We start from the raw sequence: 16,993 nt of genomic DNA, 5'->3' as shown, positions 1-16,993 counted from the left end.
AATCCCCACTGATCTCTGTTTTTTCTAAACTCATAGTAATTTGAATCAAGAGCATTTATTCTAGTAAGTACATAGGGCTTTATCCTGAAAATACTGCTTTCAACATTAGCACTTGTATCACTGGCTTTTTGAATTTTTAAAACACATTTACGTGAAAGAATTGTATCGGGAATCTGCCATATATATGATCGTGAGTTTGCAGTATAATTCTGAACAATTGAACGGAATGTTCCGCTACCATTATGATAATCGGTGCTTATTAAAATATCAACTGTATCAGGTCCCCCAGTCCATTTAATTGTATCTGTTTCACCTGCAATCCAAAGTTCTCCGGGCTCCGGTTCAGTGATTTGAAAAGTAGGCAATTGCACTAACCAGGCCTGTGCAATTCCATTGAAAGTACCGACTCCCACAATTCTTGAACCTGTACTATCCACAGAATAAGCCTGAGTTAGATTCCAACCAGCAAGGTTTAAGTTATATTCATTTTCCAGTACTGCTTTAAGATCACGTGCCCCATTACTTTCGTCCCAGACAAAAGCCGTATTAAAAGTATTCATCCTACCGACAATAACTTTTCCATTGTCAGATATGGCAAGAGCACTACTGATTCCCGCAGTACCTTGCAAAACTTCCCATCCTCCAGACGCAGTCCATTTTGCAGCTTGAGTTCCATTAGAAAAGCTTAAAGCACCTACAATAACTTCGCCATTATTTGAAACACCATTTGCAAGACTTCCAAGTGAACCTCCTGTTCCCAGCGATTGTAATGGACCACCATTAATACTTCTAACTGCGTGAAGCGTTGTTGCATCTACCTTATCGGTTCCAACAATCACAGATCCATCAGCAGAAATATCATAAGCTGCACTACTCATCCCACTCGGTGCACCAAGATTTATAATCGATCCATTGCTCCACATTACAGCCCTGTATTGTAAATCATCATTAAATGCCCTTCCAACTACTTTAGTTCCATCGTATGAAACTTTTGCTGTCCAGGAAGCCGGATTAACTGATGACAACAGTGGTAAAGGAGAAATGCTGCTCCCAATCCAAAGCAAAGGCTGCATATTAATTCCCGATACTCCGGTTGCATTTCCGCAAATTACAGAACCATCACCCGAAACACCTGCTGGTTGGGTGCCTGTTGCACCTGGATAATTGGGTAGTAGTACTACTCCTGTTGCTTCTGTCCATTTAAACGGTCCGCTTTGTGACCCGCCTATAACCGTAGTTCCATCAGAAGATATATCATATGCAACAGTTCCCATACCAAGTGGAATAAATCGTGCAGAATCAGAAGAAGTTGATTGCGGTAAACATAGTGAGTTAAAAATCATTAGTAAGCTAACAATGCTAATAATTCTTTTAATTATTTTCATTTTAATTACCTCCAAAAATTGATGACATCACTTTATTAAAATCATTTTCTTAGTTTCAACAAAGTTGCTTGCTTGAACCTGGTAGAAGTAAATACCACTCGTTAATCCAACACCAGAAAATTCTGTTTCATAACTTCCTGACGGCAGAAAATCATTAACTAAGGTTGCTACTTCATTTCCAAGAATACCATAAACTTTTAAAGTCACATTACTGCTCACCGGTAACTGATAACTGATTACAGTACTTGGGTTAAAGGGATTCGGAAAGTTCTGATATAAAACAAAATTATTTGGTTGGATATTGTTGTAATCATTAATTCCAGTTGGATTCTGTGTTAGCCTTGTTATCATAAAATCACCCGAGTTGCTTGCGAAGTCAAAACCTGCAGCAAGAATATCACTGTTATCAAGAGGGATGCAATTAGTCAGATAATGAGTTCCACCACTATTATTTAGATTCAGAATTAATTTTCCATCAGGTGCGAATGTTGTATCAGGTGTTCCATCAGAATTGAGACGTGCAACTCCTACTCTGCTCTCAGAACTTCCTACCAACAAAATTTTTCCATTAGAATCTATTTTCATATCATAACAAACATCATGAGAGGAAAATTGAATATCAGTTCGCCCTCCATTTCCAAAAGTTGTATCAATATCCCCATTCATTAAAAACCTGAATACAGAAAATTTTCTGGGACCGGAATCCGGAGTAGTTCCGGACATAAGAATTTTTCCATCACTAGTAAGCACCAAAGATTCGCCACCTGAAAAATGATTACTACCTTCGATACCTGTAAGAACAATTCCATTGTTTCCAAAAGATGAAACCGGATTGCCGGAACTATCGATCATTCCCAATACAAACTGGCGTAAACCTGCCGTATCGGTAACTGTTGCCATTACAACTGCTGTATCTCCCAGAAACAAACATCCGACAGGATGATAGGTTACCCAGGTTAGAGGGTAAGGTAAAAGAGCTTCCCCGTTATCTCCAAAGGATAAATCACGCTCGCCATCCGGAAGAAATCTCATTACACCAAATACTGAAGAGCTGGAATTTAAGCCAGCGGTTATTATTCTGCCATCGGATAATACCTTTACTCCATACATTTCACCAGCCCGGTTTCCATTAAAGCGATGTACCGCTTTACCGCTGTCTGCAAAGGTTGTATCTAAAGAACCATCGGAATTAAAACGATAGAGTGCAGGCGTGATTTGACTTACGCCATTTCCTTCTGCCTGTGTACCTGCTACAAGAATTTTTCCGTCGGGCTGGAGTTCAATATCATTTGCATGATCTCTGAGCACGAAGTGAAGTGAAACTTTTCCGTCATTTCCGAATCCGGAAATATCAGGCTGCCCATTTGGAAGCAGCTGAGTCATTGCAATGAAGTAATCAAATGAGCTTGTGCTTTTGCCGGCTACCAATATTTTTCCATCCGGCAGAACCAGTAAGTCGTTTGGATAATCGCCATAGCCTGAGCCAAAATTAACTCTGGTTATTCCGTTATTGCCAAAGGACGGATCGGGCACCCAGGAATTCTGTGCAAAAAGGTTTCCTAAGAATGTAAGAATAGATAAGAATTGGATAGTTAATATTTTCATCTTTATTCCTTTAAAAATTTATCTTGAGTAAAAATATTTTAGGGAAGGTATCACTTCAATCACGCACTTGCGTGATTTTAAAAATTTGGTTTGGTTAGCTGTTGATAAGTATCGTCGAGAAGGAAAACCGGGTTGCAAGTTTTTTTGTTTTCCTTCTCTTATTTAGGAGAGAGTACCAAAAATCACTTCAATAGAACCATTTTCTTGGTTTCAACGAATGAGCCTGACCGCAATCTGTAGACATATATTCCAGATGATAAATGGGAAGCATTAAAACTTACTTCATAACTTCCTGCGGACTGTTCTTCATTAACAAGTGTTGCAACTTCGCTTCCAAGAATATCGTAGACTGTTAAAGTTACGATGTTATTCTGTGGAATTGAGTAACGAATAGTGGTTGTTGGATTGAAAGGGTTTGGGTAGTTGGCTTCCAAACTTACTTTCGTAGGAACTTCCTGAGACAGCTCTGTATTGCTAGGTGGAGCAAACTCATAAGCCCCGATATCAACTGTCATACTCGAACTCCCAAAACTAATTCGAACATTACCATTAAAATCGAATGGTGGAAGGTCAGAACGATTTTCTCCTGCATCAATAACAGGAGATGCCTCATCAACAGGAAAATCCGCAACTATTTTGTAGGAATTTCCAACCATTGAAACATTTCGTATATCTCCTGCAACAGTCAATGTATTATTTGTATAGTCTAGAATAAGAAATTGTTCTATTAGTGATATGTCAGGATAAACCACAAGACCCTTAACACCAAAGAACGAAGCATTTACATCAGTGAGCACTGAAGAGTTTGTGGTTGTATCATAGCTAAGAGCTGTTATCATTCCTTCCAAAATGATATTGAAGAGTGGGTCTTCTGCAATGTTATTTTCAGCATTCGGCAGAAGATTAACTTCCTCTAAAGTGAGAATGGTTCCTGCATTACGTCGAAAGATACCAGCTGTGTTATTGAAAAAATCGTTGTTGCGTGGGACAGAGTTTGTATTGGCAGCAATTTCGTTTACTCCAAATCCCATATTTTCACTGATAATATTGTTCGAAAGTTGTGGATACTGATTACTATTACTTGTACCTCTAAGCCGGACCCCATCCCTACCGTTTCCGTAAAAGTGATTATTAATGATTCTGAAATCATTCACTCCGCCTCCATTATGAGAAAACCCATCAAGTCGGTTTGCATAAATAAGATTGTTAACAACAAATGGTGAGTTTGCAGTTCCCTGGATCAGAACACCGTTGCTTCGGTTTCCTGAAATCCTGTTTCTGTAAATCACCGGAGCCACACTAGAGCCCCAAACAACTACACCATTTTCGTTTTCCACAATTGTGTTTTGTTGTATTAAAACACTATCCTTTGAATTCCCACGAACTTCAACACCAGCATGCTGATTATTATGAAAGACACAATGCTGAATAACTGCGGATCTACCGGAAGTATCTGAGCTGGATCCGCCTGCAATAAATGCTCCATCAGAATATGAGTATGCAATAGTACAACTATCTAAAAAAACAGTTGACTTCACTCCTTGCCGTAGAGAACCACTTGGCAAGCCAGAACCACGTCCATACAAGATTTGACAATTAAATAAATTCGCCCGCGCTCTTGGCGAAGAAACTGTTGTTAAACCAACAACAGATATCCCGGTCCAATCTCCAGGCTGGGGGTTGCCGTTACCTCCGGTTACGCCTCCGAGCGATGAATTATTCGATGTCATCACCGCACTTTGAGCATTTAAGATTCCATTAACGGTGATCTCCCCGCCGATTGAAAATTTTAGAATACTGCTATCAGAAATTTCAAGCGTGGCAAGAGGCGGCACATTAAGTTCACCCCGAATGACGAATGGAAATGTTGAGTGTGAACTTAATATAGCCAGCCCTGTATCGGCTGCTGAAGTCTTGTTTGCATTATGACCTAATACAATTGCGTTAAGAAAATTATTAGAGCCATGATTCTCCGCAATAGTTCTGATTCCAGCTCCAAGAATTTGAACCGGTTCTCCCTGAACATTTACAAATTCATTTGATATAAGCGTAAATTCATCTACGCTATTAACAATAATTCCAGTTCCCGCTACATTATCGAAAGTGCAACCGACTATGGATAGCGAAGCACCATCAACCGACATTAATGTTACAGGTGTTCCGGTATAGCTAAAAGTACAATTCTGGAACAGCGTAGTGGGTTGATTTTGCAGGTTCAGTCTGAAACCTCGGATTGCAGGTACCGCTGCGTCGGACAGGTTGAAAACACATTCGTCAAATGTCACATTCCACTCGCCTTGAAAGTGAAATGGCTGGTTCGATGATGTAGTAAAAGTACTCTGCATTGCATTCAGCTCACCAAATACAGTTATTTGCATGAACGGAGATACTGTTGATGATATGATATTCAACGTACCTCCTTCCTGAACTTGGATAATCACTTCGGAAGAGACTGTGACATTGATAATATTTAAAGTTGCTCCGGGATGTACAATAACGCTTCGCTCAAGTATAAAAGGAGAGCCAGGCATTAAATTCGTGCATCCACCATAAGCGTTTTGGTAGTTCACATCCCAGGTTTCAGTAGTATAAATGTCATAAATTCCCAAGCTATAATCACATTGAGGTGAAGTCAGTGTGCGGTTAATGTATACTGTTGCGAAAGAATCTCTTATCCAAGTTAGTATTAAAAAAGCAACCGCAACGATTATAAAAAAGTATCTCTGTTTCATTTTTATTCTCCTTATTAAAGTTTATTCTGTGTATAATCTATTCGGAAAGCGTTTTGGTTTCAATCACGCACTTGCGTGATTTTTAAGGAATCGTTTTGGCGATGAAATTGCATATATCGTAGAGAAGGAAAACCGGGTTGTAAATTTTGTTGTTTTCCTTCTCTTATTTAGGAGAGAGAACCAAAATCTATTTCAGCAGAACCTGTCCGCCGAAGTTAATTTATTAACGCAGGAGGATCATCTTCTTTGTTTCTACAAAGTTTCCAGCTCGTATTCTGTAGAAATAAATCCCGCTTGCCAAGGTGTTTGCGTGAAATTGAACAGAGTGTATTCCTGCTTGCCGATATTCTTCAACCAGAGTTTTTACTTCTTCGCCAAGCAGGTTGTAAATTTTAAGTGTTACATCTCCTGCCTGTGGTAATGAGAATTGAATAGTTGTAGTTGGGTTAAAGGGATTCGGATAGTTTTGTGCGAGTGAAAATGATGTCGGGATTTCTTCTGTTTCCTCATTTTGAATTCCAACAGTTCCACCACCTAAATTGTATAAAACAAAAAGTGAATCAACTCCTGCTGAAACACTTGAAACAATAGCAATATCTGTTTTGCCATCCTGATCAAAATCTGATGCAACAACACTTCTTGGCAATCCTGTGGCAAATGGGAAGAAACAGTTCTCTCTCGTAGTAAAATTTCCAATACCGTCATTCAGAAAAACAGTTATTCCGTTTTCTTCAAGTCGTTCATTCACAGTAATAAAATCAAGATCGCCATCATTCTCATAATCCATAGTGGCGATGCCCCGTGCATTTGTAACAGAAATTGATTCTGATATGAAATTCAGACTACCCTCATTTCTAATAAACTTAACTGATGAGAGAGTTTCAGTGGTGATGAGATCAAGATCAGAATCTCCGTCAAAATCTCCCATAACAATACTTGTAGCACCAACACCGCTTCCCAGTTGATATTCATTAATTGTTCCCAAAGGAATAAATCCTGTGCAATTGCCGGGATAGCCAGGAAAATCTATATCACTAATAACTATTAAAGGATGAGGAAACGGAGAACTTGTTACTGCGGCAATTTCAGGAAAATCTCCGTCTTCTGAAAACTCACCAAATACAAAATCCCGCATTGCCGCATCAACTGTGTCGGGGAAACTGAAGATGGGTGGATTAATATTAGTTTGAAACCACTGAACATCATGACAAAGATTTCGATTCCCAAGATGCATCAGATAACCAATCATACTTACGGTTGAAACAAAACCAAAGTCCTGAGTAATTGCTATAGTTCTTTTAATATCTCCGTTTATTGTTGGTCCGGGTTCAAGTGATTGCACCCGCCCAAATGTTCCAATTGTCACAGGAGTACTGAATCCACCAGCACCATCTCCCCAAAAGACAGAGACAGCACTTGTGTCCCCGCCAACTATCAAATCAAGATTATTATCTTCGTCGAGATCATAAAATTTAACTACAACCGGATTGAATGGAGTTTGAAGAATACCTGCCAGCTCAAATGATCTGGGCGGTAAATTATGATAAAGGAGAACTTGTCTATTACTATAATCCGTTACTGCAATACCATCATAAAGAATATTGTCAAAATTATCTGCAGCAATTGAAAATGCCGTACCTGTTAACGCTGTTCTGTAAGGATCTGAGAACATTTGGAATCCAGTAAAACCATTTTCATCCGCGCCGATCATTGGTGTAGTTGTAGAACGGATTTCTTCATCAATATCCACCGAAATTTCTGAAACCGGAATTCCCTTTAAATCAGGATCCTGTGACTGGCAATCTGAAATATGCAGATTGGTGCTGTCAATAAATTCAATAGCTTTTGAAATAGAATTTGTATCCAGACCGGTCGCGTTTCGATATGCGGATAGAGTAGGATAAGCTACACCGTCTCGTACTACTAAAGCTGTCGATCCCGGCATGTAGAGTACGTTATAATCAGATAGAAGATTTGGTGATTGCGCATTTCCTTGATGATAGCAGACATTATAACCACCTCCACCTGTAACTTTACCGAGAATAATATTGTTCAACACAATACAATTCGGGGAATGCAGCCTAAGACTTTCCAATCCCGCTCCACTTAACTTAATTGTATTAAACAAAATTTTTACATTTCCATTTGACTGAGCGACACTCAAACCTATTGATCCATTTATATTGATCATATTATTTGCAATTACAACTGAATCGCAGAATCCACCAATGAAACCCCACAGATAAATTCCATTTTGAACACTTCCACGAAGAGTATTTTGTTCAATTACTATAGATTCCGTACCAGTAGGGATATCGATATAAATACCCTGGTACCCTGAATTGAAACTCCCTTCAAAATCAATCAGGTTCTTTCTGATAATCAGATGCTGTCCCGTAACCTGAATCGAACCTCCCAGTGAATTTCCGGATCCACTCGTAGTACGCCATCCAGCAAGAAATTTATTATCTTCGATAGTAAGAGTTCCCTGTGTAATTCCTCCTACTTTATATATTCCATAAAGCAGGCGGAAAAAAGTATTTCCACGAATAGTTACGTCTTCCGGAGGTTGTGCGGAAAATTGAATCCCAAATTCTGTCGCATAAGGAGCTGACCCATTGAAGTTGCATCCTTCCACCAAAAGCCCATTAACATTAAGGTTACTTGAGGAATTACGAACCCGAACGAAAGTACTGCCATATCTATGCAGCGAAGTATCACTTTCCTGGAATGTCAGATTCCTGAAAGAAATAAAATCCAGCTTGACCTGAACAAGATCCTGGTCTGCGGTATTTGGATCGGTTATGTGCATCTGCAGAATTACGTTATCTACATTACCGCCTGCTGCATCATCCGGCTGAAAGGTAACACGATTCGTTTCTGACAGCCCGGCAACAACACCATCTAGAATAAGAACAGTACTATTCCCTCCGTTTTCCACATAAACTCCCGGACGGATGTTAAAAATTACGGGACTTGATATCCCATTAACATTTAATGCATCAGATGCATCCTGAAGAGTGGTAAAGTCAGGTGAGTTTCCTCCAATTGTATAAGAACCATTTAATGGTTGTGAAAAAATTTCATTGGTTATTCCAATTATGATGCAGACTGTTAATAAGATTTTCAAAATTTCTCCTGTGAATTTGTTTTTACTTGGGAAAATAGGTTCATAGTTATAGCAATGCATCACGCACTTGCGTGGTTTTTAAGGATGAGTTCGGTAAACGAGGGCCAATATCGTAGAGAAGGAAAACCTGTCTGAAAGAGTTGTCCGTTTTCCTTCTCTTATTTAGTAAAGAGAGAAAGTAAATTACTTTAATAGGATCATCTTCTTTGTTTCAACGAACGAACCTGATTGCAGTCTGTAGAAATAAATTCCGCTTGATATTGATGAAGCATCAAATTCTACTTCATAATTGCCGGCTTGAAGTTCTTCATTCACCAGTGTAGTAATTTCATTTCCCAGAATATCGTATATCTTCAATGCTATAAAACCCATTTCAGGAATTTGAAATTTTATAGTTGTAGTTGGATTAAATGGGTTAGGGTAGTTATTTGATAAATTGTATGTGCTAAGTTCGCCTTCAATCTGCTCAATGCCAGTTGGTAAATGTGAATACATAAATTTATTCACGTTCACCCAGGCCGAACCATTCCAGGTTTGATAGAGGTCCTCAATCGGGTTATTGTTTCCATCATATGTGTATGACCACTTGAAAAAATTCACCCAGGCAGAACCATTCCAATTTTGTCGGAGATATTCGACCTCACTATTGTTTGCATTATATGTGTATGAAAGCCTGTTATTATTCATCCAGGCCGAACCATTCCAGGTTTGATAAATCTGCTCAGTCAGGTTATTGCTTCCATCATAAGTGTAAGAATACTTTGAAAAATTTACCCAAGCGGAACCATTCCAACTTTGGCGGAGATATTCAAGTTGATTATTATTTCCGTCATATGTGTATGAATCCTTTGTATAATTCGCCCAAGCAGAAGCAACCCAGCGTTGTACCAGTACCTCGATCAGATTATTGTTTCCATCATATGTAAATGTGCCCTTTGCCCAATTTGCCCAGTCAAAACCATCCCACCATTGTTCTTGAGATTCAATCAGGTTATTGTTTCCGTCATAAGAGTATATAAACCTATAACTATTTTCCCAGGCAGAAACATCCCAGTTTTGATGAAGTTCTTCAGTCAGGTTACTGTTTCCATCATATGTGTATAGCCATTTAGAATCATTCTCCCAGGCGGAACCATTCCAATTTTGGCGGAGATATTCAATCTCGTTATTGTTTCCATCATATGTATATGACTGCCTTAATGAGTTCACCCAAGCAGAACCATTCCAGGTTTGCCCGATCTCCTCAATAAGGTTATTGTTTCCATCATACGTGTATAAGCGTTTACTAGCATTCACCCAGGCGGAACCAGCCCAACTTTGAATGAGATCCTCAATCAAGTTATTGTTCCCATCATAAGTGTATGAATATCTATAATTATTCACCCAGGTAGAACCATTCCAGGTTTGCCATATTAGTTCTACTAATATGAAGCCATTATCAAGTAGTGTTTTGTTAATGGTTGTCCTTGTACCCTTTGTGTCAAATCCTTCTCCTTCGTAAAACTCTCTTTGTAGATTTCCTGATGCTGTCTGCCAATCGTTACTTTTAGATTTGAATAGTAAGGGTTCTCTATAATGTAATCTTTGTAAATCACCAGCATTTGATTGGAGCAGCTCGAAAATTCTTTTTGCAGTAAGCTCCTCGGGCATTACTCCACTGTGAATTCTATCCTGAGGAAACGCTGTTATTAAAAACAACGAAAGGAAAAACAAAATGTGAAATAAATTTTTCATAACTAACTCCTATCTAATAATGTTTAAGAAATAATTTTTATTAAGCTCTTCTGTGTTCGATTTTTTTATTTCATCAGTATCATTTTTTCAATTTCAACAAAACCTTTCCCCGAGTCTGTCGAAGGAGAGCCTGCCGTAAGCTTGTATAAATAAATTCAATTTTATTCTCCTTATTAAAGTTTTTTCCGAGAATAATTTATTCGGAAAGCTTTGTGGTTTCAATCACGCATATGCGTGATTTTAAAGAGATTGGATTGGTTAATTATTGAAGGATATTGTCGAGAAGGAAAACTTATCAGAAACGGGCGGCGGTTTTCCTTCTCTAGTTCAGGAGAGAGAGACAAAATTTATTTCAGCAGAACCTGTCCGCCGAAGTTAATTTATTAACGCAGGAGGATCATCTTCTTCGTTTCAACAAATGAACCAACCTGCAATCTGTAGAAATATAACCCGGATGATAAATGGGAAGCATTAAAACTTACTTCATAACTGCCAGCTGATTTTTCTTCGTTGACAAGTGTTGTGACTTCTCTTCCGAGCGGATCATAAACCTTAATTGTTACATTACTACTCACTGGTAACTGATAACCGATAACCGTACTTGGATTAAATGGGTTAGGAAAGTTTTGAGATAAACTAAAATCGTTTAACAACCCTTCGACATCAGCATCTACATTTGTAATACTATCAGGATCAGCGAACGTGAAAATTCCATCATTATGAATATTGTTTGCTTCAACATAATTTTCACTGGTGTTGACAGTACCACCTACGTAAATCCATCCGTCATTAGTTAATCTGACTAGCTTCAGATTACTTTCATTAATTCCTTCAATATCGGCATCCGAATAATAAAGTCTGAGTGATGCATTGTAAGAAGAAGTTGTTCCGGCATTTTGCGGCGTAACATTAATTTCATAAAATCGGCTTGCTACACCAGCGGCAACAAACGAATCATTGAATGGTCCAACAAGAGTGCTATCAGAAAAAACAAGAGCTTCAACTGATGTTACCGCAGGATCACCCAAATTTGAAAAATTTATAAATCCCTGGTTCCAAAGATCATCAACTATATAAAAGGGAACATTTGGCTGAAATGGATCATTGTGATATCCAACTGCTACAAAATCTCCCGGATAGCCAGAACTTCCCGTAACTACGATTCTTCCGCTTGGTTGAATATGTATATCTCTCGCAACGTCATCCTGAATGGTGACTTCAGTTACAACCAAACCGTTGTTTCCAAAAGAGCTATCAATCTGTCCATCATAATTCAGTCTTGTAAGAACAAAATCAAAATTTGAACTATACAGAGATGTTGCAACGATTATTTTATTCCCATATAAGATTATGGAAGGACTGACACCCTGGATTTGTGTTTGACCAGAAGTGCCAAATGTATTATCGATTGTCCCGTTGTTATTGTATCTGGCAACCTGAGTAAGCTGCCCTGCCCTCCCCGCAACCAAAAATTTACCATCTGGAAGCAATGCAATATCATCCAGACGATTACCAAATGAGTGTACAACCAAACCGTTTGCTCCAAAACTATTATCAAGACTGCCATCCGGATTATACCTGGCCATTGCCCAATTATATGAAGATTGCCCAACGGCGATTATTTTCCCGCCCATTTCCACTGCCAAACCCCAAACGATATCCCTTGTATCCGGCGTACCAGTACTAAAATCAGTTGTAACCAGCCCACTATTTCCAAAGGAAAAATCTAAGTTTCCACCCAGATTATAACGGGCTAAAGCAAATATACTTGATACATCGGACTCATATATTTCACCTGCCAAAATAATTTTGTTGCCAACTACTACTCCGGTGTATGCGCCATCCAGAGATCCATTGCCAAAAAAATCTGTAACAACGATTCCGCTATCACCAAAATTCTCACTTAATTCACCGTCCCCTCCACGAAATCTGTACATCACAAAATCTCGTGGAAAATATCCGTCCTCACTATATCCCGCCAAAACTGGCCGAGTAATCTGTATTAATGCTTTCGTCCCGGTTTCGTAATAACCCGACATATTCAAAGTTTGCCAGCCATCATCAGAAAAGGTTACATCTGGGTTTCCAAGTACTCCCATCCTCAAAATACTCATACGTCTAATAGCGCCATCCACAGAAGTTCCAGCGATAACAATTTTTCCATTCCATTGTTGTACAGCTGACGAGCCCACAATATCATCATAACCATTATTATCTACGATGGAGATTCCCAAACTACCAAATGCGTAATCAAGATCACCTGCTTGTTGAGCAAAACATTCAGCGCATATTAGTACAAAAAACAAAAAAGACATTAAATCAGATTTTTTCATAACAAACACTCCCAAGTTTTTTTACTTTGAAAAATAACTTTACAGAGATAGCAATGCATCACGCAAATGCGTGATTTTTATAAAGGGACTTTAAAAGGATTTTAGAGAAGTTTTTCTTTTATTGCTTTGGAGATTGCGCTGCTACGCGAATGGACTTCCAACTTTGCATAGATGTTACGAAGGTGAGAGTCAACCGTATGGTGACTGAGAAATATTTTTTCAGCAATTTGTTTTTTACTTAAGCCTTCGACTAAGAGACTTAGTATTTCTTTTTCTCTATCAGAAAGATCATAGCCATCAGATTTTACGTTTTGGTCCCTGAACATATTTAACACTTTTTTCGCAATGTGCGAATTCATTGGTGCGCCGCCGTTCATTACTTCGCTAATTGATGCAACAATTTTTTCCGATGACAGATCTTTCAGAAGGTAACCGGAAGCACCGGCACAAATCGCATTAAATACGTTTTCATCATCATCGTGAATAGTTATGATAATTATTTTAGAGGATGGGGATAATTTTCTGAGCTCAGGTATTACTTCAATGCCGTTCATACCCGGAAGACCAATATCGAGCAGAATAATATCGGGGACTAATTCTTCCTTTCCAATAAAATCAAGAGCGGCTTCACCAGAACCAAACGAATGCTTGCAACTGATCTGACCGCTCTTACTGATAGCCTCCTTAAGCGAATCTCTTAACAGCTCATTATCTTCAATAATAATTACATCGGTTGATGATTTCATTTTATAATTTCTGTAATAATCGTGGTTTGAAAATAATGATTGTTTAAAAAGTGTTCAATCACGCACTTGCGTGATATTGGCTATTAATTCAAGCAGCGTTCCTTTTCCGGGATTGCTTTCGAATTTCAGTTGTGCATTTAGTTCCTTTGCCCGTGATTTAATGTTTTTCAATCCATTCCCCGAGCTAATTGGTTCAGTATTAAAACCTTTGCCATCATCTTTTATTGCAAGAAAGATAGATCCATTTTCAATATGGAATTTGATATCCACGCTCTTAGCTTCAGCGTGCTTTATGATATTATTCAGCGCTTCTTTATAAATGAAGAATAAATTTCTTTTCGTTTCGGGGAGAAGATTGATATCGGAAATATCTTCAGGATAATCAAAATTCAGAATGAATTTTCCTGCAGTATTGTCTGCAACCTCTTTCATTTTTGAGATGAGATCTTTAAGACTATCAGAAGAAGGATTTGTCAGCCATACAATATCACGAATTGATTGAGTTGAGCCTTTCGCTACTTTATGAATACGTTTTATTTTTTCCGATGCTTCTGCGTTTATCTTTTCATCATTCTGAATCAGCTCGCTCATCAGGAAATACTGCTCAGGTTGCTTCCTATTTCATCGTGAAGATCCTGAGCAATCCTGTTTCGTATTTTTTGTTTCTCGATTTCTTTTTCCTGTTCAATATTTTTTGCTTTTAATTCTGTTTCACGTAACCGGGCTTCTTCCCTTTCTCGTCTAAGTCTTTCTTCTTCTTTTCTTTTTCTTCTTTTTAATTCAGTATGTCTGATGAAATATAGTACACCCATCAATGATATAAAGTAAAAAGTATAAGCCCACCAGGTTGCCCAGAAAGGAGGATTGATCACTAAGAATATTTTTGCGGGTTGTTCATTCCACAATCCATCGCTGTTGGTTGCTTTGACGAGAAATGTGTAATTACCCGGATCAAGGTTTGTATAGGTTACAAATCTTCTTTTCCCGCTGTAAATCCAATCTTCATCGAATCCCTCCATCCTATAAGCATACTGGTTCATTTCCGGTGCATTATAATCCAGGGAAGCGAACTGAAATGAAAAATCGTTTTGATTATAATTCAAAATTATTTCACTGGTGTAAATTATGCTTTTCTGATGCGAAGAATTTGCTATCGGATCTGCCGGCTGATTAAAAATCTGAAAATCCGTTATTACTACCGGTGGGGTGTATGCTGATTGCCGTGTTCTTTCGGGATCGCAGTAGTTTAGTCCTGTAATACTGCCAAACAGCAATATGCTCTCTTTACTTTTAATTGTGGCATTGGAATTAAAACTACTGCCATTCAAACCATCAGCTAAACCAAAATTAGTAAACTCTTCTTTTTCAATATTAAAAAACGAAATACCGGAACTGGTTCCAATCCATAAATTACCATTATCATCTTCAAGGATACTTTCAACTGAATTATCGTGTAATCCGTCAGCAACCGTATAGTAAGTAATGCCCACATCCAGCTTGGAATAATCTTGCTGACCGGGAACATTTTTAATTGTGAATTTATTCAGACCATTTGCTGTTCCGATCCATAATATTGTTTGATCATTCGGCTTGTTACCTGCGATCGATTCGCAAATGGTGTAAATGTTATTGCTGCTTAAAGTCGACTTATCATTTTTAATATTTTTAAAATGAATGAATGAATTCTGCACAGTATCATTAAATAAATTTAATCCGCCTCCATTTGTTCCGATCCAGATTCTGCCTTTACTATCCTGAACAATTGCCCAAATATCATTGAAGCTTAAACTTGCAGGACTGTCTGTTTCATTTCGCCAATGCTCAATATTTTTATTTTCAGGATTTAATCTTGCGAGTCCACCACCCCAAAATCCAATCCATAGCATTCCTCTGTTATCCATTAAAATTGACTTAACATAATTATAAGCAGAGGGATTGAATGCCGGATTTTCAACACTCCAGGACTTTAACAAATCAGTTTTAATATTATACTCTTTTAATCCCTGGCCGTAAGTTCCAATCCATAGTTTATCTGAATTTCCCCCAGACAAAGACCAGATATTTAAAGATTGTAATTGCTTATTTCTACTAATGGAAGCGTTCCCGGTAATATTATCAAAACCAAATAAACCTCTCTCGGTTCCAAACCAAATTATATTAGCATTTGTTCGGGCGATGGCTCTTATATTTTTATTCTGAAGAATTTGTAATTCATTAAAAGCATCAGACAGTGAGAACTGAGAATTAAACTTTGCACTTTTGGGGGAATAATAATTAACGCCATTATCTGTGGCAATCCAGATCACTCCGGATTTATCAATTAAAAGATCGTGTATTGTGTTACTCAATAAACCCATCGGAGTATTTTCGCTCTGAATAATTCTTTCAATCTTTCCGGATGATAAATTGTGTCTTACTAGTCCGCCGTAAGTACCAATCCATAAAATTTTTTCTCCGAAATAATCTTCTTCAACCAATGAACTTACACTATTGGCAAATTGCAGCCCGGAATTTTGTGGTAAAATGATATCTGAATATTCATATGTTGATGGGTTAAAAAGTGACAACCCATTCAGTTTGCCAATCCAGAATGAATGTTTATTGAACGATGATTTACCGAGGTACCAAATCGGACCCATAAATTGCTTACTATGAGTGGGAGAATCTTTGAAAATTTGAGTGAAGGGCTTATGAAGGGAAACAGGATTAAATTTATCCATACCAGCATAAGTTGCTGCCCAGATATTTGAGAAATTATCTTCAAGAATAGCGAGAATAAAATTACTGCTTAATACATTCCTATCGTCGGGTGTATTTAGCCAGTGATCAAATTTGTTCCGGGATTGATTAAATCTGTAAATGCCATGCCTGTAAGTGCCGATCCATATCAAACTGTTCTTATCTTCCGTTATAAAAGTGATATTTTTTTCCGTGAGGTTAGAATCAAGATCCCAGTGAGTAAAAGTATCATTATAAGGATCGTACTTGTTGAGTTTTCCTCCTTTTGTTCCAATCCATAAAAATCCTGAGCGATCTTCAAAAAATGTCCAGATTATATTATCCGAAATTGAAGATGAATCACCCGGAATATTTCTGTAAACTTTTATTTCGTAGCCATCAAATCGGTTCAGTCCGTCATCTGTTCCGAACCAGATAAATCCAGTTCGATCCTGTAGTACGCAATTAACATAGCTATTTGATAGGCCATTCTGAACAGACAGTCGGCCAAATGGAAGTGATTGTGGAAACTCTCTGCTGAAGAAACCACCCAGTATAAAAACCCAGATATAAATTATTTTTTTTCTTCCGAATGTCATCAATACTTCAT

General features: G+C 38.1%; 8 protein-coding genes. All 8 read right to left on the bottom strand.

The window, feature by feature from the left end; translation table 11 throughout:
• Window positions 1-1,412: 1,412 nt before the first annotated feature.
• The gene (locus IPM14_03375) at window positions 1,413-2,990 is read right to left on the bottom strand and encodes a T9SS type A sorting domain-containing protein (protein ID MBK9097159.1); all 1,578 of its coding nucleotides are present in this window, start codon (window positions 2,988-2,990) and stop codon (window positions 1,413-1,415) included.
• 182 nt (window positions 2,991-3,172) lie between these two features.
• Complete coding sequence (locus IPM14_03370) at window positions 3,173-5,722, bottom strand: right-handed parallel beta-helix repeat-containing protein (protein MBK9097158.1); 2,550 nt, start codon at window positions 5,720-5,722, stop codon at window positions 3,173-3,175.
• 223 nt (window positions 5,723-5,945) lie between these two features.
• Window positions 5,946-8,852, bottom strand: a complete 2,907-nt coding sequence (locus tag IPM14_03365) for a VCBS repeat-containing protein (protein ID MBK9097157.1) — start codon at window positions 8,850-8,852, stop codon at window positions 5,946-5,948.
• A 183-nt stretch (window positions 8,853-9,035) separates the two neighbouring features.
• Window positions 9,036-9,539, bottom strand: coding sequence for a T9SS type A sorting domain-containing protein (locus tag IPM14_03360; GenBank protein ID MBK9097156.1), 504 nt, complete (start codon window positions 9,537-9,539; stop codon window positions 9,036-9,038).
• Window positions 9,540-10,969: 1,430 nt separating this feature from the next.
• Window positions 10,970-12,919, bottom strand: a complete 1,950-nt coding sequence (locus IPM14_03355) for a T9SS type A sorting domain-containing protein (GenBank protein ID MBK9097155.1) — start codon at window positions 12,917-12,919, stop codon at window positions 10,970-10,972.
• A 101-nt stretch (window positions 12,920-13,020) separates the two neighbouring features.
• On the bottom strand, window positions 13,021-13,665 hold the full coding sequence (locus IPM14_03350; protein ID MBK9097154.1) for a response regulator transcription factor: 645 nt from the start codon (window positions 13,663-13,665) through the stop codon (window positions 13,021-13,023).
• 54 nt (window positions 13,666-13,719) lie between these two features.
• Window positions 13,720-14,256, bottom strand: a complete 537-nt coding sequence (locus IPM14_03345) for a hypothetical protein (protein ID MBK9097153.1) — start codon at window positions 14,254-14,256, stop codon at window positions 13,720-13,722.
• On the bottom strand, window positions 14,256-16,982 hold the full coding sequence (locus tag IPM14_03340) for a hypothetical protein (GenBank protein ID MBK9097152.1): 2,727 nt from the start codon (window positions 16,980-16,982) through the stop codon (window positions 14,256-14,258). Before IPM14_03340 ends, IPM14_03345 begins: the two co-directional genes overlap by 1 nt.
• Window positions 16,983-16,993: the final 11 nt, after the last annotated feature.

It is taken from the genome of bacterium (assembly GCA_016716565.1).
Lineage (GTDB): Bacteria > Bacteroidota > Ignavibacteria > Ignavibacteriales > Ignavibacteriaceae > IGN2.
The sequence above is the reverse complement of the archived record's forward strand: the minus strand, read 5'-3'. Positions and strand labels throughout refer to the sequence as shown.